17 protein-coding genes are annotated in these 21,016 nt (G+C 37.6%); 2 read left to right on the top strand and 15 right to left on the bottom strand.

All coding sequences use genetic code 11. The annotated features are described in order from the left end of the window. Positions 1-24 precede the first annotated feature (24 nt). The 12 genes from mutS to WQ54_RS08590 form a co-directional block, all read right to left on the bottom strand. The gene (gene mutS / locus WQ54_RS08645; protein WP_046515006.1) at positions 25-2,607 is read right to left on the bottom strand and encodes a DNA mismatch repair protein MutS; all 2,583 of its coding nucleotides are present in this window, start codon (positions 2,605-2,607) and stop codon (positions 25-27) included. Between the two features lie 413 nt (positions 2,608-3,020). After that, positions 3,021-3,563: an outer spore coat protein CotE gene (gene cotE, locus WQ54_RS08640; protein ID WP_046515004.1), complete on the bottom strand. Its 543-nt coding sequence runs from the start codon at positions 3,561-3,563 to the stop codon at positions 3,021-3,023. Between the two features lie 347 nt (positions 3,564-3,910). Then, complete coding sequence (locus WQ54_RS08635) at positions 3,911-4,342, bottom strand: RicAFT regulatory complex protein RicA family protein (protein ID WP_046515002.1); 432 nt, start codon at positions 4,340-4,342, stop codon at positions 3,911-3,913. A gap of 1 nt (position 4,343) precedes the next feature. Continuing rightward, entirely contained in the window at positions 4,344-5,870 is a 1,527-nt protein-coding gene (gene miaB / locus WQ54_RS08630) for a tRNA (N6-isopentenyl adenosine(37)-C2)-methylthiotransferase MiaB (RefSeq protein ID WP_046514999.1), read from the bottom strand. A 224-nt stretch (positions 5,871-6,094) separates the two neighbouring features. Continuing rightward, entirely contained in the window at positions 6,095-7,435 is a 1,341-nt protein-coding gene (locus tag WQ54_RS08625; RefSeq protein ID WP_046514995.1) for a YheC/YheD family protein, read from the bottom strand. A 161-nt stretch (positions 7,436-7,596) separates the two neighbouring features. Further along, positions 7,597-8,187, bottom strand: a complete 591-nt coding sequence (locus WQ54_RS08620) for an SCO family protein (RefSeq protein WP_046514914.1) — start codon at positions 8,185-8,187, stop codon at positions 7,597-7,599. A gap of 3 nt (positions 8,188-8,190) precedes the next feature. Beyond that, positions 8,191-11,868 (bottom strand): multicopper oxidase domain-containing protein, encoded by a 3,678-nt coding sequence (locus tag WQ54_RS08615; protein ID WP_046514911.1) that lies wholly within the window; start codon positions 11,866-11,868, stop codon positions 8,191-8,193. Between the two features lie 17 nt (positions 11,869-11,885). Beyond that, on the bottom strand, positions 11,886-12,194 hold the full coding sequence (locus tag WQ54_RS08610) for a hypothetical protein (protein WP_046514908.1): 309 nt from the start codon (positions 12,192-12,194) through the stop codon (positions 11,886-11,888). A gap of 40 nt (positions 12,195-12,234) precedes the next feature. Further along, a complete protein-coding gene (locus WQ54_RS34625; RefSeq protein WP_231597480.1) occupies positions 12,235-12,684 on the bottom strand; it encodes a hypothetical protein in 450 nt (149 codons plus the stop codon). Between the two features lie 47 nt (positions 12,685-12,731). Beyond that, positions 12,732-13,523 carry a hypothetical protein gene (locus WQ54_RS08600; protein ID WP_052737714.1) on the bottom strand — a complete coding sequence of 264 codons (792 nt, stop codon included), beginning with the start codon at positions 13,521-13,523 and terminating at the stop codon, positions 12,732-12,734. 38 nt (positions 13,524-13,561) lie between these two features. Next, positions 13,562-14,026 carry a hypothetical protein gene (locus tag WQ54_RS08595; protein ID WP_046514906.1) on the bottom strand — a complete coding sequence of 155 codons (465 nt, stop codon included), beginning with the start codon at positions 14,024-14,026 and terminating at the stop codon, positions 13,562-13,564. Between the two features lie 21 nt (positions 14,027-14,047). Beyond that, on the bottom strand, positions 14,048-14,467 hold the full coding sequence (locus WQ54_RS08590; protein ID WP_046514903.1) for a hypothetical protein: 420 nt from the start codon (positions 14,465-14,467) through the stop codon (positions 14,048-14,050). Positions 14,468-14,665: 198 nt separating this feature from the next. On the opposite strand from WQ54_RS08590, the gene WQ54_RS08585 reads away from it, so the two are divergent. Next, positions 14,666-15,484: a hypothetical protein gene (locus WQ54_RS08585; protein ID WP_046514899.1), complete on the top strand. Its 819-nt coding sequence runs from the start codon at positions 14,666-14,668 to the stop codon at positions 15,482-15,484. A 115-nt stretch (positions 15,485-15,599) separates the two neighbouring features. Here the strand turns inward: WQ54_RS08585 and WQ54_RS08580 are convergent, their stop codons facing one another. Both WQ54_RS08580 and WQ54_RS08575 read right to left on the bottom strand, forming a co-directional pair. Further along, positions 15,600-16,535, bottom strand: a complete 936-nt coding sequence (locus WQ54_RS08580) for a hypothetical protein (protein WP_046514896.1) — start codon at positions 16,533-16,535, stop codon at positions 15,600-15,602. A 72-nt stretch (positions 16,536-16,607) separates the two neighbouring features. Then, positions 16,608-18,761: a DNA topoisomerase III gene (locus tag WQ54_RS08575; protein WP_046514894.1), complete on the bottom strand. Its 2,154-nt coding sequence runs from the start codon at positions 18,759-18,761 to the stop codon at positions 16,608-16,610. Between the two features lie 236 nt (positions 18,762-18,997). On the opposite strand from WQ54_RS08575, the gene WQ54_RS08570 reads away from it, so the two are divergent. After that, positions 18,998-19,462, top strand: a complete 465-nt coding sequence (locus tag WQ54_RS08570; RefSeq protein ID WP_197089571.1) for a DUF441 domain-containing protein — start codon at positions 18,998-19,000, stop codon at positions 19,460-19,462. 2 nt (positions 19,463-19,464) lie between these two features. Here WQ54_RS08570 and WQ54_RS08565 read toward each other — a convergent pair whose 3' ends face one another. After that, positions 19,465-20,727, bottom strand: coding sequence for an MFS transporter (locus WQ54_RS08565; protein ID WP_046514891.1), 1,263 nt, complete (start codon positions 20,725-20,727; stop codon positions 19,465-19,467). Between the last annotated feature and the right edge of the window lie 289 nt (positions 20,728-21,016).

Here is a 21,016-nt window from a genome sequence, read left to right as displayed (position 1 = left end):
TTAATAATCCTCATGTTTAGATAATTATTTTAATTTTTTCTGAAGCTTGTAAAGTTCGTTCATTGCATCAAGCGGAGTCATATCGAGTATGTTCATCGTTTTTAAACAATCCACTACAGCTTGTTCCTTTTTAGGTAAAGTTTGTACCTTTTTAGCAGAAGGTTGTTCATCTGCAAATAAAGAAAGTTGTGAATCAAGTAAGAATTCTTCCTTTACGATTGAATTTGTTTTCGTATCTGTCTTTCCTGCTTCAAGGTCAGAAAGAATTTCCTTTGCCCTTATAATTAAAGACTTAGGAAGATCAGCTAACTCTGCAACGTGAATGCCATAACTTTTATCTGCGGCACCTTCTTCAATTTTGTGTAAAAATACCACTTTGCCATTTTCTTCAATAGCCTTTACATGGATATTTTTTAATGATTTTAATTGTCCCTCCAGGACGGTTAACTCATGATAATGTGTTGAAAATAATGTTTTTGCTCCGATTTGCTCATGGATATACTCAATGATTGCTTGTGCTAAAGCCATACCATCATAGGTTGAAGTTCCTCTTCCTATTTCATCAAACAGGATTAAACTTTGTGATGTAGCATTAGCAATTGCGTTTTTTGCTTCAAGCATCTCCACCATAAAGGTGCTTTGCCCGGAAATCAAATCATCTGCTGCACCAATTCTTGTAAATATTTGATCAAATATTGGCAAAACGGCTTCTGAAGCTGGGACATAACAACCGACTTGCGCTAATATCGCTGTTAAGGCAACCTGGCGCATATAAGTGCTCTTACCAGACATATTTGGACCGGTAATCAGAAGCATTTTACGATCATTACTAAAATAACAATCGTTTGGTACATACTCCTGTGAATCCATTACTTTTTCTACGACAGGATGGCGGCCATTTTTAATGAAAAGTTCACCTGATGGAGAGAACTGCGGTTTGCAATAATGACGGTTCTCGCTAACCGTCGCAAAGCATTGCAAAACATCCAGCTCACTTAGTCTCTTTGCCAACTTCTGTAATCTAGGAATATATTGTTTTACTTGTTCTCTTATATCTACAAACAGCTGATATTCAAGCTCAACGCTCTTTTCTTCCGCTTCTAAGATAAGCGTCTCTTTTTCCTTTAATTCAGGGGTAATAAATCGTTCCGCATTTGTTAATGTTTGTTTTCGCTCATACATCCCTTCCTTTAATAAATGAAGATTAGCTCTTGTTACTTCAATATAGTAGCCGAACACACGATTATAGCCAATCTTTAACGACTTTATCCCTGTTTTTTGGCGCTCCTGCTGCTCAAGCTGAGCAATCCACGTTTTGCCGTTTCTGCTCGCATCCCGATATTGATCAAGTACATCATGATAACCATCGTTGATAATATTTCCTTCCTTAACAGAGAGTGGCGGATTCTCAACGATTGCTATTTCTAGAAGCTTCGTTAAGTCCTTACATGGATCAAGACGCTCAGATAAGTAAACCTCATTTTTTAATGATTGACATAATTCATCAATAGCCGGTACTTGTTGCAGTGACTTTTTTAATTGAATTAAGTCCCTCGCATTTACATTTCCAAATGCAACTCTCCCTGCTAGTCTTTCTAAATCGTATACTTCTTTTAAAAGACTGCGCAAATCCTCTCGTTCAAAGTAATTTGCAATAAAAGTCTCTACCATATCCAGGCGTGCTTCGATTTTTTTGCGATCAATAAGTGGTTTATCTACCCACTGCTTTAACAGCCTTCCACCCATTGCCGTCTTCGTTTCATCCAACAGCCATAGTAAAGAGCCTTTTCTTCCTTTTGAACGAATTGTTTCTGTAAGCTCTAAATTCCTTTTTGAATATAGATCAATTTTCATTGCGTCTTGTAAGTAAAACACCTTTACCGGTTGCAAATGATCGAGACTACGTTTTTGCGTTCGTTGAAGATAGTTTACTAATCTTCCAAAGGTTTTTGAAAGACGTTCATCATGCAATTGCTCAAAAATCACTCGCAACTCATCAGAAATGACGATTTCTTCTTGATATGACAATGTAGCCTGACAACGATCAATCAGTTGTTTTTTCCATTCATTCGGAAAATCATTTGCGATTACCGCTTCTTTCGCTCCAACTGAATAGAGTTCATTTAAAACCTCATCAAAGTTTGAGCATATTGCTACGAGATTTTCTCCTGTTGTTAAATCACTTAATGCAAGGCCGATGTATGAGTCGAATACTGTCATTGAGGCGATATAGTTATTTTCTTTATCATTAATCCCTTTCCCATCCATAACAGTTCCCGGTGTAATAAGCTGTACAACCTCTCTTCTTACAACACCTTTTGCTTGCTTCGGATCCTCAGTTTGTTCGCAAATTGCCACCTTATAACCTTTGGCTATGAGCTGCTCAATATATGTTGGAGCAGAATGATAAGGAACTCCACACATTGGAATTCTTTCATCGCTTCCGCCCTCACGACTGGTTAGTGTGATTTCGAGCTCCTGTGACGCTTGGATTGCATCCTGAAAAAACATCTCATAAAAATCACCTAAACGAAAAAATAAAAAGGCATCTTGATAGTCTGCCTTAATCTTTAAATATTGCTGAATCATCGGCGTGTAAGTAGCCATGTTTATCCTCCAATACCACCTTAACGTTCTTAAAAAATCACAGTTTATTATATCATAATTCGACAAACTCTTGTGATAATTGGGTTAGGTAAAGATAGGAATCTAAAAAATTTATAAAAAAAAGCTGTTTTTTCAAAATATGTTGGCCTATGGGACAAAGAAGTGAATAATAAAACTGAAAACTGAGGTAAGTGGGTATTTGAGCAGTTGGCATTGGGTGTTATCCTTTATTAATTAGGATAGATACCCTGAAAACCTGAGATTAGGGGCAAGGTGGGTCAAAAGCAGGCATTTAGCCTAAGGGGAAGCTCACAGAATTATCCGCAAAGGATGAGCACCTGCAACGGAAAACAATAGTCAAGTTTAAAAGGGCCTTATTAAAAAAAGAAAACTAGGAAGATACCTCCTCCTAGTTACTCTTCTACATCTCCAAGTAAAAATTCAGGATTTAAATCCTCAAATTCTTCATCTAATTCTTCTTCCCACTCATCGTCATTTTCACAGCCTTGCGGATTAACTTTAACACATACTTTTGTTTCACCAATAACCTCTGCTAAAAGTTCGCGTTCTGCTTGAACAATTATTTTGTTTCCGTTTGGTGATATGGTTACCTCTAAACAATTAGGTTGTTGTAATACTTTACAGATGACCTCATGCTCATCATCAATGACATTGTCGTCTTTGTATCTTAATTTGATCACATCGACATATTCTATACTCTCTGTTACAACCTCTGTTTTTGTGTTTTCATTATAAGAATACCAAACGTTAATATCATAAGTACCTTCAACCTCAACTGTTTTCCCTTTCTTTTGAGCATCATAATTATGGTTAATGATCCATCCACCTAAAATGCTCGCAGGTTTTTGCGACGGTGATATCGTATGTGTGCACTGTGTAAATTTCCGACCTTTCGCAACTACGGCTTTTGTAATTATCTCTCTGTATTCAGACATTCGAGCATAACCTCCTCAATGAATCTTCTTTTAATCCTATGCTAGGCTAGTAACGATTGTGCCTAAATAATTTACTGAAATGATGACATGTTACGCCAATTAATGAAACCTATAATTCATTGTATGCTTGGGGTAATAAATATGTGCCTAAAAAACAAAAAACGTGCCTGTCCTATTAAAATTAATGAATGTTTTTTATACTTTGTTTTTAGGACTTAAAGAAAGTACATGAGAGATGTGTTGAGGAGATTGAACAGTGTTAAACCGTTTGGTTTTTTAACAAAAACAGTCTTTCAACTAAAAAAAAAGAGGCTGCCTAAGGTAAGGCAAACCTCAAAACAATATACTTATGAACAGCTGCTGCCAGCTGAGTTTCTAGCTTTCGAACCTGTTTCTCCTGCTAATAGATCTCCGCCTGTTGATGTAATAATTTCGTTTGTTACCTTGTTTGAAATCGTGTGAGAAACAAGTTGCAGTAAATCGTTTACTTCAACCTGTGATTCTTGAAACTCTTGAATAATTGGTATTTCATCCAATTCATTTTGTATTTTTTCAATTTTAGCTTCAACTTGTTTTAATGCTTCGTGCTTTCCATAGTGTTTAAAGTTGACAGCCTGCTTTTGAAGGCTTTTAATACTAGCAATCATTTCACGTACTTTTTGATTTTCATTAAGTTGTGCTTCTGCCCGCTTAAAGAAATCAACTTCTTTGGATTCAGCAATCATTTGTGCAAGTTCACGCGCTTTTGCTACTATTTCATCTTTTGTATAAATCGTCATCTTATTTCACCTCAATCGCTTCTTCAACCATTTCTCCATCAAGCGTCCATGTTTTTGCTTTTGTAATTTTCACCTTCACGATTTTTCCAATCGCTGTTTTTGGTGCTTTAAAGTTTACAAGTTTGCTTTTCTCCGTATATCCAGCAAGAACTTCTGGATTGTTTTTGCTTTCCCCTTCAACAAGAACATTCACAACCTTGCCTTCGTATTCTTTTAATTTCTTTGCAGAAATTTCATTTACGACTGCATTTAGGCGTTGGAGACGTTCTTTTTTCACTTCCATTGGGACATTGTCTTTCATTTTCGCTGCTGGTGTACCTTCACGTGGTGAATAAATAAACGTATACGCGCTATCAAACTCTACCTCACGATAAAGTGATAGAGTTTCCTCGAACTGCTCCTCTGTTTCATTTGGAAAGCCAACAATAATATCTGTTGTTAATGAAACATTCGGCATTGCTTCCTTAATTTTGCGGACCAATTCCAAATATTGTTCACGAGAATATTTTCTTGCCATAATCTTTAGAATATCTGTACTTCCTGATTGAACAGGCAGATGGATATGGTCTAAAAGATTGCCGCCTTTTGCTAAAACTTCAATTAAATGATCGTCGAAATCACGAGGGTGGCTTGTTGTAAAGCGGATTCTTGGGATATCTATTTTGTGAATCTCATCCATTAAATCTCCTAAGCCATAGTCTATGTCTTCAAAATCCTTCCCATAAGCATTTACGTTTTGCCCTAGGAGAGTAATCTCTTTATAGCCTTGAGCTGCTAAGTGACGAACCTCTTGGATGATTTCCTCTGGACGACGGCTGCGTTCCTTACCTCGAGTATAAGGAACAATACAATACGTACAGAATTTATCACAGCCATACATAATATTAACCCATGCCTTAATATTTCCTTTACGAACTTTAGGAAGATTTTCGATGACATCGCCTTCCTTAGACCATACTTCGATCACCATTTCCTTAGAAAGATAAGCTTCATTTAAGATATAAGGTAGACGGTGTATATTATGGGTACCAAAGATCATATCAACAAACGGATGAACCTTTAAAATCCGGTTAACAACTGATTCCTCCTGTGACATACAGCCACAAACACCTAATAATAGGTCTGGTCTTTCTTTTTTTAATGCTTTAAGGTGGCCAAGTTCACCAAATACCTTATTTTCCGCATTTTCACGAATCGCACATGTATTAAGCAGAATGACATTGGCATCCTCAACACCATCAGTTGGCTCATAGCCTAACGCCATAAAAATTCCTGCCATAACCTCTGTGTCATGTTCATTCATTTGACAGCCATATGTGCGAATATAAAATTTGCGGCCTTGTCCCATGCCTCTAAATTCTTCAGGAATGGCAAAGCCTTCATATTTTACTTCTTCTTTTCCGCGTTTTTTTGCATCCTTTAGTGAAGGAGGCATATACACTGCTTGGAAATACTTGCTGTAATCCTTTTCGGATTTTTTGTCCGAAGGATTTACTTGAGTACTTTCCTTACGTTGCTGTTCATTCATTATGTGATTCTCCTTTCAACCTACCCTTTAATTGTTGAACGTTTATTACTTATACGTTAAAGCGGTCATTGTTACAAGAAAAATGTTGTATGAACTACCTTATCATATAGAAACATACAACATAATAGTATATCGATTATTTTGCTAGAAAACAACCTAATCTTTCAGTCACATATTTAGGTAAGTTGAAAGGCTCAACACCAATAACACTTATTCTAAGCCTATTAAAATCCAGCTAGTGATATTGCATACTCAAGCGGTGTTGCATCCAATTTACTAATCACTTCATTATCTTCTAGAATCTTCAAGCTCTTTTTCCCATAAAGATTATTCACTTCAAGGATCCACGGATTGAAGTCATGATCGATAATAACGTCTAAGGCAACATCGCCAAAATGCCCCAGCTTTTGGTCTAAAACCTCACAAATTTGCCTGCTAACCTCAATTGTACGGTTCATGATTTCCTCTGCTTCCTCGTCCCCAAGTTTAAAAATAATTTTAAGCATTTTTTGACCGTCTGTAAGGTGGGCAACATGTTTTAAGTTTGTTATAATGCTATTCTCTTGTGCAACCCTGCCAATGACTCCTTGACAAATCCATTCCTTTTGTCTGTTTTTCTGCAGGTACAAACGAAAATCAAATTTTTTATTATTATAAATCGTTGAAACACCTTGTTGAATGATATAATCTACTTTTATTATTCGGTGTAAATACTTATCGGCCTCATTTACTGTTCTATAAAATCTTTTTTCTTTACTTCTATTAATAATTAAGAACCCGTTTCCTTCCTTTTTCACAACAAAGATCCCTTTTCCCTGCTGACCCTTAACAGGCTTCATATAGACTGTATCAAATTTTTTCAGCATTTCTTCTAGGTCATTAGATGTTTTATAAAGTTTTGTTTCTGGAAGGAACATTTTAACCTTTTCATCTGCTGAGCAAGCCTCCCATAACTGAAACTTATTAAAAGGATTTGTATTAAAAAGTTTACCGCCAATTACATTCTCCAATGATAATTCAATTTCCTCAGGAATTCTTAATTTTTTAAAAATCGAGTCTGGAAATGGAAAGTCTTCTTTCTTCCATTTCCCCGTTTTTGGCTGATAATAATACCCCGTTATTGTTTTATTTGCAGGATTAATGCTCTCACTGGAACAAATAATTAAAAAGGGAACTTTTGCTTCATCCAATTTAAAACGGTTTTTGCATTTTTCCAGCAAATTCGGCGTTAATTGTTTAAATTTGTTTTTTGCTATATAGGCAATAAACGGACCAATATGAATAACATTTCCGTCAACCTTAATATCATAAACAAGTTCGTCAGGTATAGTAAACGGTATTGTACCTCTTGTAAGCCCAATTTCATTTTCTGATAAATCATTTGATTTTTTAACAGAAAATGTCTGTGACCAATAACCAAACTTAATAATGACTTCTCTTGATCTAATTAGGTAATGCTTAAGAAATGACCTTGATAATAGTATTTTTGGCAGTCTGCTTTGAAGCTCAATAGATCCCAAACGCGTATTATTTTTTTTATCCGTTAGATAGATGATCTTTATCATTCAGTTGCACTCCAATATTTAGAAATAGATGCTCATTTATTCTATGATGTCGGGATAGGTTGTGATATTTATCCTGTCATAAATGGGTGAATGTAGCATATAAAAAAACATTACCGTCATTGGACAGTAATGTTTTAATTAAGCATTAAAAAAACAAGCAACTATTTAGTTAACAGCTGAATATCTTTAATGATCCTTTCTTTTTCAATTGGTTTATTTTGATTAGCCATATCATAAAGAGCCCTTATTTGGTTCTGCTTGTCAATTAAGAACATCGTTGTTGAATGAGCAAAAAAATCCCCTTCTAATTTTTGGTACTGCATTTGCAAATTAGCAGCAATTTCCTTCGTCTTCTCTGGGCTACCTCTTAGCCATTTCCATCCAGTCGTATCTGCTCCAAACGAATCAGCATAGTCTTTAATAATTTGTGAGGTATCATGTTCTGGATCTATTGTAATAGCGACAAGATCAACTTTTTTTCCGAATAAACCCTGACTTTTTAACTGATCCTGCAGCACTTTAAAATCTGCCATTGTTAATGGACAAATATCCGGGCAATTGGTATAAAAAAAGGAGACAAGTTTGATCTTTTCAGTAGACAATTCATATCCTTGCCCATGAACATCATCCAATTGAAAGGCTTCAACCTTATCTAAAACAGGCAATTTTTCACCATGCGGCCAAAACCAATAAATAATGGCAAAGCCAGCCAGACTAACAAGAAGAATGATTAACCATCTTTGCTTCTTCATCGTTTACTCCACGTCAGGTTCTTTCATATCTTTTAACGGTGCCAGACAGACTTGCTTATTTTTGTGAACGCGGAGAATACCCCACATTCCTTGCTCAATATCCCAGCGAATATTTCCAGAGCGGTACATATAGTCTCCAGGAAAATTAAAGAAACTTCCCGCGCCATAATGCAGTTTAAGATCCCTTGCATGCCCCAACACAATATGATCTTCAATTGATTTAACCTGGGAGAATAGATCCCGATCATCTGTATTCCAATAATGGCCATGTAGATGGAAGCTGTGCGCCCGTCTGCGCTCTGACGGATTCACCAGCCTGATTGTAATCGGATCCCCAGGATAGGCTTCAAAAACTGGTGTTGAAGGATCCCCATGAACTTTGGAACTAAACAAATCTTTAAACACTGGAAATTGTCTTAGGCGATTAATTAACCGCTCTGTGCGATAATTAAAGCCTCGTGAACCATTGTCGTACGTATCTACTAAATCGCCAAGCTCTTCTGGGTCAACACCTGTTAAAATACCATCAACTGGATCAATGATGACACAGCCCTCGCTATCAACTAATCTTGCACCGTCATACATTGTTAGAACGAATTCTCTTATATCAGGGGCAAATGGATGACTCAAAATCACATTGCTGCTTGTTAGTAAAGCTGGCGTTCTGTCAACAGGATTTAGGATTTTCGTTCCTCTTCCCTCAGCGATAAACGTTCCAAAGGTACCAAGAGATCGATGATTTCGGATGTCTGCCATATCCCACATTCCGCATGCACCAACAGCAACATCTACATACCAACGATAGACAACCGTTTCCCCTGGACCTGCCGTTTGGTCTGGATTAAAGCCAACCGTTTCACCTGCTGATGATTTTACATCATATTGAATCAGCTGCGGGTGAAGTGATATCCGCACTGATGGAGGATAAAATGCCTGTTCCTTTACCGGTGGGTACGGCCAAATTCCGTCAGGGAAAGGAAATTTATCAAATTGTAAAAGGCTTGTTAAATGAACCTCGACAACATCGCCTTGATTTGCTCTAAGAACGAGAGGTTCAGGATTCTTTCGTCCGCATAAGATGTCATCCATATCTTCTCTTAACGCAAATACGATGCCAAATGGATCGGTCTCCCCCCATTTGCTATAGACGATTGGTATTTGGAAAGCGACAATATCAAAGAATACTACACGAGCATTAGGCGGAGCATCCACTTCCACACATTCTGCCGGAGGAGGCGGCTCTCCCGTACAGACAGGCAGCGGCTTTGTTCGTTCAGGCGGATTAGGCCGATCTGGAAGCGGAATAAGGAAATCTACCTCTTCTCCATATGCACGGATTAATCCCCAGCAGCCATTCCACAAATCTTCTTCTGTTTCAAATGTCCAAAGATAATCACCTGAATTCGGAACTTCCATATCAAATGTAAACGATTCAGAAATGCCAATATGTTCCTGAGATTGGAACTCAGTTTCTACATCAGGACGTTCCTTTTTCCATCTTAACCCATGAATATTGAAGCTATGAGATTCTTCCTGCGCCCCTTGTAAAAGTCGAACCCGAATCGGATCTCCTTCATAACAATGTAAAATGGGGGTAATCGGATCCCCATTGACAAATGAACTAAAAGAGTAGGCAGGATCAAAATCTTTTCCTAACCTAAACTGCAGCGGTTCATTTTTATAATTCACAGCGAATAATCCAGGATCGTCTTGGGATCCGGGAAACTCAGGTGGATTTAATGGACAGCCATTTTCATCAAATAACAATGCAAAGTCTTGGACCATTAAAACAAAATCTCGGTAATCCGGTATTAATGGATGGGTGACTGTCACTTGCGAACCAACATTTACCTCTTCGCCAGTCCTTGAATCGAGTACTTCTGAAAATCGTCCATGAACAACAGTTGATCCAAATACCCCATGCTGCTGGTGAAAAGCTGCAAATAAATGATCATGGAAAAACCATGCTTTCAACTCCACGTCTGCAAAATATTCATAGCGAATCGTCTCACCAGGAAGGACGCTTGAATCATAATTCCAGCCGACATTTGCTCCGTCGCTAACCATGACATCGAATTTGACGAAATGGACATGAAATGCTGTCTCGTATGCTCTTGTTACAAGCTGAAACGCATCACCGCTGGCAACTTCTGGAAGTCGGTTGGTGAAGTTTATCGAAATGCATGTTCCCGCATTAACATGTAAAATAAGCGGTTCAGGTTGTTTTCTTCCTGCTAACACATCATCAAGATCTTCATCAAGGACATAAAATCTTCCTTTAGGATCATTCCAACCCTGGCGGTTATAGACTATTGGAAACTCAATGAGTGAAACATTGAATACCTGGACTTCAGGATTTTCTTCAACGATACATGGGTCAGTAAACACTGCTCCCGGCCTTGCTGTTGGTACAGCTGCATTCCTCTCAAGTTCTGTCATTTCCCTGCCACCGACAATGCCAAGCGGCGGACGCGGTGCTTTACAGCCCACTTTGCCCGGTATAAAGTTAGGAAAGCCAGGTCGTTCTTTTGTCGGCATAGGTGGAATCGGACGATCCGGCAACGGCTGCAATGGTTCAATCGGCACGCCATTTGGATAGCACTGGCTACCATCCTGAAGCGTATCAAACACCCTGTTAATCGCCCACATCCCTACACCAAAATGAGGATATAAATGACAATGGATGATAAAATCACCATATGCCCCAACTAGAGAACCCAAACCATATAATGTGTCGATCGTATGCCATGTTTGCGGACTAATTGATATCGCATCAAATACATCCGATTCTGTATTGAGCGGATCCCTAAAAAAGCTATGGGCATGATAGTGGAATACGTGAGTTTCCTTCACTCCGGCATGAACGAGTCTAAACCTAGCAGGATCCCCACGGTAGCCTCGAAAAATGGACGTCGCAGGGTCGCCAAATACCCATGAATCATGATGGACCTCTTCCCCTTCACAATCAGGGCAGACAACCCCCTCTTCAATTAGCCTCACCCGATTTTCAACAGGCTCATAGCGGTAATTAATCGCATGGGTAGATTCTCGATCCTGATTCGTAACAGGATCAAGCGGACGGTTTCCTGTTATATCATCTGTTGACATTTCATCATGAAAAATAAAGGCATACTCGCGAAAGGATGGTGCATATGGATGATGAATATCTGCAAATATCCCGCTGTTTAATGGATCGCCTGTGACAGGATCAGTCCACCAGGACCCCCGTCTTTGGACAAACAGCGCACCAAACAATCCATTAATACTTGTTCCTTCATCACTGCTGTCAGGATTACCTATATCTGTAAAGAAGTAGATACCTTCATGATTTAGACTCAAACGGTAAAGAACTTTTTCTCCTGGATCTGCTAACGTATTTGGATTAAAGCCGACATTTGCCCCGTCAGAATCTAATACATCATAATCTGCTTCCTGAAAATGCATTCCGGTTGCAAAATGGATTTTATTTTCAAATAATATTTCAACCGTATCCCCATTATTCGCGCGAATGCAAAGTGGCTGGACTAAATCAACCGGTGTAAACGGATTTTTTTTAACCAATTCCTTTACTTTTTCCTCATTTTCTTTTAAGACATACATCATGCTTGAATCACCATGATCACCAAAATTATTCAATACAATTCGAATGGGGATCGCAACAACGTGAAAAAATCGTTTCATTCGCCCTCACCCTTTTCCTATAAATCATCCCTTAATTCCGGGATTCGCGGCATTCCTCTTTGTTCAATATAAAAGACTTCTATATTATGAATATGGATCGACCATACTCTGTTTTCTAATTCCCCGATTGTTGTAACTTGGACATCAACAGCGACATTATCTCCAATAACATCAACAATTCTTCCAATAAAAACAAATGGATAAGAAGGTGTCAAAATGAATACATTTCTTCCGATTCCTGCTTCAAATTCATTTATTAAGGCTTCATCATGGATGTCATTTATTGAAGGTATCGTAATTTCAGTAAACATTTCATTTTGTCTCATGATTTAAGTGTACCTCCTTTTTCTCTGTTCAAAAGTTGAATTAGGTTAGTGGTATGCGTTGGTTACAATCAAAGTTAGGCGTAAAATGGGCAATTTTTTCTAAAGGGATCGTTAAAGGGGTTGGAAATTGGAAAAATGGAGCATTAATCATTTTAATATTGACTGGAAATAATGTAATAGCGCCTTGTGTCACGTTTATAATTGTCCCGCAAAAGATCGGTCTAAATGTTTGGCCAAATAAATTCAGCTGATCTGTTTCTGTTATAATTAGAATACTTGTGTCGATCAATCCTACTAACTGGTCAAACAATTCATCCACTACATCTTCTATATTAATACGAATCGGTTCATCAAAAACAATTTCGCACTCTTTTCGTTTCTTCACTTTAACTTCACATTCTTCTAGGTTTTCTTTTATTTTTTGACGCTTTTCCTTTTCTTCAGCTTGTTTTTTCTTTTCTGCACCATGATCTTTTTTGTTACTTGTCATATCCCTACCTCCTCACATTTAAAAACATTGTGCAAGTTTCAAAAGATTTAACTATGAAAATTTTTCAAAAAATGAGTGAACAGGCTTAAGAACCGTATGGTTTCAATGTATTTAATCTCTTCTAGATTTACATGTTCATCTTCTTTGAAAGCATGCAGTGTAAGTTGTTGATTAGTTGAATATGAAATTTTTCCGATTCTCTTTGTCTTTTCATCTAAATAAACTGCTACCCAAGTCTCCTTCCAGGTTTGTAAATTTGTTTGAAGGGTTTCTTCAAAAAATTGCTGTTTTAGAATATCCCGCTTTGAGACAGTTTCACCAAATTGAAGAACAAGCTTTTTACGCAAATTATTATCAAAGAGAAAATGCTGGTGTGTATTGGAATAGTTAGGAATGCCATATGGAATATTTGCAGATTCAATCACAGAATAAGGAATCCACGTTCTATCCTTTAAATTTGTTATCATGACAAAATCTCTGCCGATCGTACTAACCTTTCCTTCTTTATAAAGAGATTTTGACCCGCATTTAAAATAGATCTCTACTTGCTGATTTCGTTTTGACTTAAAAAACTTTCTCAGCTTTAAGTTTTTTCCTCGCTTCTCATCCTTCTCAGAGATATTGAACATATTAGCCCTGTCGATATATTCCATTAATAGCCTAGTCTCTTCAGTTGACTTACTGCTTGTTGGTGAAGTGAAACCGTAACCGTTTTGGTTATTAAAGTCATTTATGATATCTTCTTTTCTGGGTTCCAGCATACGTCTTTCTAGCAAGTCTTTTCGATATTCATTTAAATAAAGCTTTTTATTTGTCTTTGTTTTATTGTAATGTTCCATATACCCTCCCCCCTTTTCAGCTGAACTCATGCAAGGTATTACACTCTTAACGAGTAGTTGACTAAGCTGATCGTCATGATAACAAGCAGGGTTCCAAACAGGCTAAATGCAACCATATTTTCTTCCAAGCTGATTAAATAAGAAGCAGGCAGGCTGCATAAAGCGGGATCCTTAACTACTGCTGCAAGCATGTTCCCCATAAGGCTCCCAATAATTCCATTCAGAAAACCAGCTAAGAGAGATTGGAATTTTACTAGTGATCCAAATAATACGCCTATTCCCCCTCCAATTAGGACTGTTAGCGCCATCATCATAAAAATTTGGTCGGCATACAAAAATTGCAAAATCATCGCAATCGTTAAACTTAAAATTCCAGAAATGCTCATAGACATAATCATTCCAAAACGGTCATTAAACAGCCTTCTTTTTTTAAACAGAATACGGTACATGATCAGACCAATGACAATATTAACGATCAGCAAACATGCAAAATAAAGGGTCATCCATACATCATCCCCTCTAGACTATGTATGCCTGGCAGATAGGACGAATAAAAGAAGGGAAACTAGAAAAATTCCTTCAAGGAAGCTCAAGAAGATGACATTAGTCTTGGCTGCTGCCCCAATCATCGGCGCCATAAGTCCCATCATCAAACCATTCGCATAACCCGTTAATAAGGTTTGATAATCAAATAACCCTCCAAATAGCGCTCCTGCCAACATACCGATAAAGGTTGAAAAGATTGTTACATAAACAAATTGAAGTGGGAATTGATAAATTAAGATCACACCAGTAATGATTGCGAGAAAACCTCCAGCCATATTGGTAATGTTCATTCCTAACTGAAATCCAATCAGCTTACGGATTTTTAAAAGGTACATGTAGGTTATTGCAAGCAATAATATGTTTCCATATAACAAATAACCTAAAAACCCGCTTACCATATAAAACCACCTCATAATCTGATCGTCCTATGCTTCATTTTTATGAGGGATGGGCTTGTCGTTATTCTTTTTCTTGTTTTAGATGTTTGGATAATTTTGTATGAAGACTGTAAGGGACAAACAGACTCTTATTGCTAATATCATAAAACACCTAAAGATCATTAGAGCATATACTGGGTATATATCCATGAAAGGAGTGTGCCTTCGATTAAACAGTTAAAAGATCAAAGACATTTTCTAACACATAATCAAGAATTTCGTTGTCCTGAATGTGTGGATCCAGAACAAGATGATTTTTTTTGTTCACCTAATCATTGTCCCGAACAAATACCGCAGCCTAAATTTCCTTCTGCAAACAGCTCCTTTTCCCCTGAGGAATTGGCGGAGATTACCGAATGTATTGAACAGGCAAATGACATCTTATTAACATTAGGTGTAGAAAGAGATCCAGATAATTTACGATCGTTACAGCAAAGTTTAAGGCTGCTAAGAAATCAACTAGTTATTGTAAAAATAAATTGTGGTGAGGAGAAGCTAAAGCTTTCAGGACTTTTTGTAGATGCAGGTCTGGATTTCATCATATTAGAAACCAATGTGGGAAACATATTAATCATTCCTACAGAACGTATTATTTTACTCGAGCATCCAAATCCAACAGGATCGATGACAGGGAGAGATGAAGAACTTATTGATATTAATTCCTGCCTCAGAAGGAATCTCACGTTCCACTTTGGTGCGGTTGTGTCTAAAAGCCCGTTTTTACTCAATCTTTTTTTTGGTTTAAAATTATCGCTATTTCTTGAAAGCTTTGTCGGCTGTTTTGTTTATGCAAAAGCCGAGAACGAAAAGATGGAAAAAGATGGTCTTTTAGTGAACGTAAATCATAGAAGGATTGAAGTGAAAGTAGACGGAGAGAAGCAGGGTATCGACTTTGATGAGTTATGCTTTTTAGAAATCGAACAAGAAAAATTGGCAAAGAGCCTTTTCTTATTTAACGAGACACCGATTATTACGTAATCGATTCGTTATGTATTACGGAATGTGCTACAATACAAAAGGGTCTGACTAACCAACACAGCATAAATGTTTGTTGGTTAGATCAGACCCTTTTATTTCACTCTTTTTAACATATTTAAGATAAATCAAATCTGACTTTGCAGCCCTTATGCTTCAGTAATTGAAAATTTAGATCATCTGTTAAACCTGCTAGGCGCAATTCAAATCGATCATCACAAAATGGGATGGGATGATCGAAAAAACATGTAAATTTTGGCTGACATAATTCATTTTGATTATGCTCAAGATTAAATGCAATGAACCTGTTTCGATTTTCATTTTGGCAATGCGGGCAAGGATCAAGATGATTTGGCCGTTTGTTTTGGCAGTGTGGACATGGCTCGATTTGACGTTGCCTGTTTTGGCAATGCGGACAGTGTTCTCTTTGATCTTTTCTGTTTTGGCAGTGCGGGCATTGCTCTCTTTGCTGTTTCTTGCCTTTGCAGTGCGGGCATTGCTCTCTTTGCTGTTTCTTGTCTTGGCAATGTGGGCATTGCTCTTCTCGCTGTTTCTTGTCTTGGCAATGTGGGCATTGCTCTTCTCGCTGTTTCTTGTCTTGGCAATGTGGGCATTGCTCTTCTCGCTGTTTCTTGTTTTGGCATTTTGGACAGTGTTCTCTTTGATCTTTTCTGTTTTGGCAGTGCGGACATAGTTCAATACAGCCTTGGCGCTTGTCTTTACAATGCGGACATTCTAGATGTCTCATGATCTGTGTAAAACGCTGAAATTCAATACATCTGCAATTTGTAGCTTTAAGGTGTTCTTCGAATTTTGGTTGACAGTTTTTATCCAGCCATTCAACTTTTGAAATTCGGTCAGTTAAAACCGTAATAATCCTGCCATCTTTATGAACTAAATCAACAAAGTTTAGTCCTACATGACAAATTGTACCTTCAACTTCTAGAATGAGAGATTCATCTTCATCAATTTCTTTTATTTGCTTAAATCTAATAGCTTCAGGACCGATCTGCCGGTTATTTAAAGGATTGATTATTTCCTTTTTAATATACATAACACCCCTCCTAACTGGACTAATGTAGCATATGAAAATTCCATGAAGGGGGTTCAATATTAGGGTGTTTGCCTACAAATCATTTTTTTCTATCAAGAATCCAATCTTCCCGTTCTTCCATTCTAACTTTGCATCAAACGTTTTCTCACCTTTTTTAAACCCTTTAATAAGATTTGTACTGCCTTCTTTAAGCAACTTTTGAACATTCGTCTTAGTTATTTTCTTTCCAAGGATCAGCTTTGAAATCGTGAAATGACAATTGGCAGTCTTGTAATTTGAACAACCATAAAATTGACCTTTATCAACAACATTGCCATCACACAGTTTACATTTGCCGACCTTCTTCCCCAATGTGTAACGAGACGAGGAACGTTGAATCGTATCAATTTGAAATGCCTCAAAATTCCAGTTTGGAGCAACTGCTATTGCATCATTCACTATTTTAGTTGACAGTTTTTTTGTTTGTTCCATGAATACTGATGGCGAAGCTTGTCCTTCACCAATTTCTGACAGCCGCTGTTCCCATTTTGCTGTCATTTCCGGTGAAGCTAATATTTGATCACCAATGGCTTTAATAAGCACTTTCCCTTTATCTGTGGCGAAAACTTGATTCTTTTTAATTTCGATGTATTTACGATCTTTTAACATCGTGATAATCCCGGCCCTTGTCGCTTCTGTTCCTAATCCCTCGACCTTGCTTAACACCTTTTCTAATTCATCATTGTCTAAATATTTTCCTGCAGTTTTCATTAATGTGATTAATTGACCTTCTGTAAAACGTTTTGGAGGCTGGGTTTTGCTTTCCTTTGTTTCTACTTTTTCAACTTGCCCAGTATCTCCCTGCTTTACATTTGGAAGTAATTGATCCTTTTCTTTTTCATCCTGGTAGATAACTTTCCGCCAGCCTTCTTGAATTTGCTGTTTACCCTTAGTGATAAATTCGGCACGACCGTCTACTAATGTCGTTAATGTCGAATAATCAAATATTGCTTTATCGTAGTGAGCAGCAATGAGTCTTCTAACAATCATGTCATACATTTTCTCTTCATCTGATGACAATTTTTTCGGATCCTTTACTTGTTCAGTTGGAATAATGGCATAGTGATCCGTTACCTTTTTTTCATTTACATAGCGCGGATTGTTTAAAATTGATGACATTGGCAATGGAAACAAATCTTTATAGTCATCAAAAGCACTTAATTTAGCTAGAATTTCCGGAAAGAGCTCTGCCTCCCCTTTTGTTACAAAAGTAGAATCACTGCGGGGATAAGATACGATCCCTTTTTGGTACAATGATTGAACAATATCCAAGGTTTTTTTCGGGGAAAATTTATAGACTTTATTGGCTGCTGCTTGCAATGATGATAAATTGAAAAGAAATGGCGGCTGATACTCCTTACGCTCCGTAATCAGTTCTTTAATTTTAGCAGGCTTCCCCTTGCAAAAAGCGGCAATTTTCTCAGCCAACTCCTTATCCATTACTCTTGTTTGTTGATCTTTTTGCCATTTCCCTTTATATTTTTTTCCCTCAATCCCAAAGGTCGCGACAACTTCCCAAAATGGTTCAGGCTTAAATTCTTCAATCTCCTTTTCCCTTTGTACAATTAATGCAAGTGTTGGCGTTTGAACACGCCCTGCAGAAAAAACATCGTTCATTCCTTTTTCTTTTAGTAAGATAGAATAAACCCTTGATGCATTCATCCCCACAAGCCAGTCTGCACAGGCACGAGAATAGGCCTCATAATAGAGGTTCCGCGTATTCTCCTCCTTAAGTAATTGGCGGAAGCCCTGAAGAATGGATGCAGGGGTTAGTGATGAAATCCATAATCTTTTCATCGGTTTTTTTACTCCAGAAAGCTGAATGATATTTCTTATAATCAGCTCTCCTTCACGCCCAGCATCACCTGCATGAATAATTTCCTTCACCGCAGGATTTTTTATCAGCTGACTCACAATTTGATATTGTTTAGCTTTAGACTTCGTTACTTCATATTTAAATTTTTCAGGAATAATCGGTAACGTTGATAAAGTCCATTTCTTCCATTCTGAATGGTAATCTTCAGGGGCCATAAGCTGAGTTAAGTGACCGATAGCCCAAGTGCAATATGCACCATTTGGAAAAAGTTCATTTGGTTTTATTTCGTAGTAACCATCTTTTTTGACTCTCTGAAATTGTGAACACAGAGTGGAAGCCTGGTCAGGCTTTTCTGCAATTATGACCTTCATTTATTTATCACCTTATATTTTGTTAGGAAACTATGATTCTTTTACAATTAGTTAAACCTTCACTGTTAGAAACCACACTTTATTTTACTTTATTTTTGTTCAATAGGAAAATGAGAAAAATGAAATTATATAGGAGAAGATTCTTGCAATTCATCACGGAAAGAGAATACTTTCTACATCCTATACATACAAATATGTCAGGAATGCAAATGGGACAGGGGTTGGTATCAATGAATATTTCAGCTGGGGAAATATCACTTGTGATTCTAATTATAGTAGGGTTAATTGGCCGCTCTCCAATTATTGCAACAGCTGCAAGCATTTTGCTCGTATTAAAATTATCTTCACTTGAGCGGTTTTTCCCAATGCTGGAACGGCGCGGATTGGAATTAGGGCTTATGTTTTTAACCATTTCAGTTTTGGTCCCTTTCGCTAGCGGAAAAATAACAGGAAAGGATATTTTACTCCTCCTGACAACACTCTCTGGTGCCGTTGCCCTTGCAGGAGGAGCACTTGCTACATATATGAACGGAAAAGGATTGGAAATGCTTCGTGTAGAACCCCATATGATTGTCGGTCTTGTTGTTGGTTCGATTGTCGGTATCGTTTTTTTGCGCGGGATTCCGGTAGGACCCCTCATGGCAGCTGCAATCACTGCATTACTGATGAAAATCATCTACTTACTGGCGAAGATTTTCTAATATTATGAAGTAGGTACCTTTTCCCTCTGTTTAAAAAGGGTAGCCAATTGCTTTGTTTTGCCTGGTTCTCCTTTGTTGCTTTTACTTGGCTTTATTAAGAAAAAGGCTAATATCAGGGTCAACAAACTTAAACCAGCCATACTGAAAAACACCGTTTGATGGGAAATTTTCATCAACCAGCTAAATAAAGGCGGACCGAATGCTACGCCGAGGAAACGAACACTGCCATATAAAGAGGTGATCATTCCTCTTTCCGCTTTATCAACAGCCCCGGTAATTAACGTATTCAAACAAGGCAGCAGAAGGCCCGTTCCGATACTGCCTAACGTTAATAGTCCAACCATAGGTACAATCTGTTTAAAAAAAGATACAGCTACCATTGAGCTCGTTAACAAAATCAGCCCTATAACCATGACTTTTCGAATTAAAGGTTTATTTTGTTTTATTTTTGCCCCTGTTATATATGCTGTCAGCACCATACCAAATAGTGGAATAGCCAGAATGCATCCTTTAATGATTCCATCAATTTTAAATGTTTCTTCCAAAATATCTGACAAATAAAATAAAACACCAAAAAGAATAAACAAACCGACTGCACCAACAAAAAACGAAGGAATCAGCCATTTCCCCTTTTGTTTAAAAATTTGTTTTAAATCCCCAAGATACTGAGGCAGAGGCTTACCCTTCATTTTTTTCTTTTCCTTTACACCAAACCAAACAAAGATGGCTGTTGCAAAGCATAGAATCGGGAATGTAAAAAACACGGCAAACCAAACAATAAGGGCAATCAATGATCCGAAGATAGGAGATAAAATTTTCCCTAACCCGTTCGTTGATTCAATAATGCCGAGTGCTTTACTCTCCTGTGCACCCGAATAAACATCTCCTATTAGGGCCATGGCAATTGGCGAAGTGCCGGCCGCACCAATTCCTTGAATGATTCTGCCAATCAAAATCCATGTATAGGAATTATCAATTAACCATGCCGCAAGTCCTGAAAGGATGCCTCCGATCCCATAGATTACCAAGGATGCAACAATAATCCACTTACGTCCAAATCGATCTGATAAATACCCTACTAACGGAATGATTAATCCCGCAGCAAGTGAAAATACTGTTATGGTAAGACTAACTTGAAATTCTGATAACCCTAATTTTGATTTCATTGTCGGTAGTACAGGGACTAACATAGAATTTCCCAAAACCATGACCAATGGAATGAGAGCGATCGCTACTATGTTTGCTTTTCCTTGTTTTGCTGCCATTTCCCTTTCCTCCAAAAAAGAATATCACTTCTTTGTTTACATTTCCCTTAACTAAAATTTTGATACAATACATGTTCTTTCTAAATTTTTCATATGCTACAACTTATTAAACATTAGCGATTTTAGCATGCGCTAAAGTGGGGAGAATGCGTGAGAAGCTAGTAAGGAAACAAGGGGATAACGCCCCGAAGATAGATACGCGGATGCCACCAAACCACGAACGAAAAGCCAGTGCCCGATGACAATATCAATAGTCAAGTTTAAGATAACCTAACAAAAAGGATGGGTT

The organism is Bacillus sp. SA1-12, from assembly GCF_000981385.1.
Classification (GTDB): domain Bacteria; phylum Bacillota; class Bacilli; order Bacillales; family Bacillaceae; genus Metabacillus.
Note: the sequence above shows the minus strand (reverse complement) of the source record. Positions and strands in the feature narration are given on the sequence as shown.

Excerpts from the sequence above, each read along its gene's own strand:
- mutS (WP_046515006.1), bottom strand. The coding sequence starts at position 2,607 with ATGGCTACTTACACGCCGATGATTCAGCAATATTTAAAGATTAAGGCA.
- cotE (WP_046515004.1), bottom strand. The coding sequence starts at position 3,563 with ATGTCTGAATACAGAGAGATAATTACAAAAGCCGTAGTTGCGAAAGGT.
- WQ54_RS08635 (WP_046515002.1), bottom strand. The coding sequence starts at position 4,342 with ATGACGATTTATACAAAAGATGAAATAGTAGCAAAAGCGCGTGAACTT.
- miaB (WP_046514999.1), bottom strand. The coding sequence starts at position 5,870 with ATGAATGAACAGCAACGTAAGGAAAGTACTCAAGTAAATCCTTCGGAC.
- WQ54_RS08625 (WP_046514995.1), bottom strand. The coding sequence starts at position 7,435 with ATGATAAAGATCATCTATCTAACGGATAAAAAAAATAATACGCGTTTG.
- WQ54_RS08620 (WP_046514914.1), bottom strand. The coding sequence starts at position 8,187 with ATGAAGAAGCAAAGATGGTTAATCATTCTTCTTGTTAGTCTGGCTGGC.
- WQ54_RS08615 (WP_046514911.1), bottom strand. The coding sequence starts at position 11,868 with ATGAAACGATTTTTTCACGTTGTTGCGATCCCCATTCGAATTGTATTG.
- WQ54_RS08610 (WP_046514908.1), bottom strand. The coding sequence starts at position 12,194 with ATGAGACAAAATGAAATGTTTACTGAAATTACGATACCTTCAATAAAT.
- WQ54_RS34625 (WP_231597480.1), bottom strand. The coding sequence starts at position 12,684 with ATGACAAGTAACAAAAAAGATCATGGTGCAGAAAAGAAAAAACAAGCT.
- WQ54_RS08600 (WP_052737714.1), bottom strand. The coding sequence starts at position 13,523 with ATGGAACATTACAATAAAACAAAGACAAATAAAAAGCTTTATTTAAAT.
- WQ54_RS08595 (WP_046514906.1), bottom strand. The coding sequence starts at position 14,026 with ATGACCCTTTATTTTGCATGTTTGCTGATCGTTAATATTGTCATTGGT.
- WQ54_RS08590 (WP_046514903.1), bottom strand. The coding sequence starts at position 14,467 with ATGGTAAGCGGGTTTTTAGGTTATTTGTTATATGGAAACATATTATTG.
- WQ54_RS08580 (WP_046514896.1), bottom strand. The coding sequence starts at position 16,535 with ATGTATATTAAAAAGGAAATAATCAATCCTTTAAATAACCGGCAGATC.
- WQ54_RS08575 (WP_046514894.1), bottom strand. The coding sequence starts at position 18,761 with ATGAAGGTCATAATTGCAGAAAAGCCTGACCAGGCTTCCACTCTGTGT.
- WQ54_RS08565 (WP_046514891.1), bottom strand. The coding sequence starts at position 20,727 with ATGGCAGCAAAACAAGGAAAAGCAAACATAGTAGCGATCGCTCTCATT.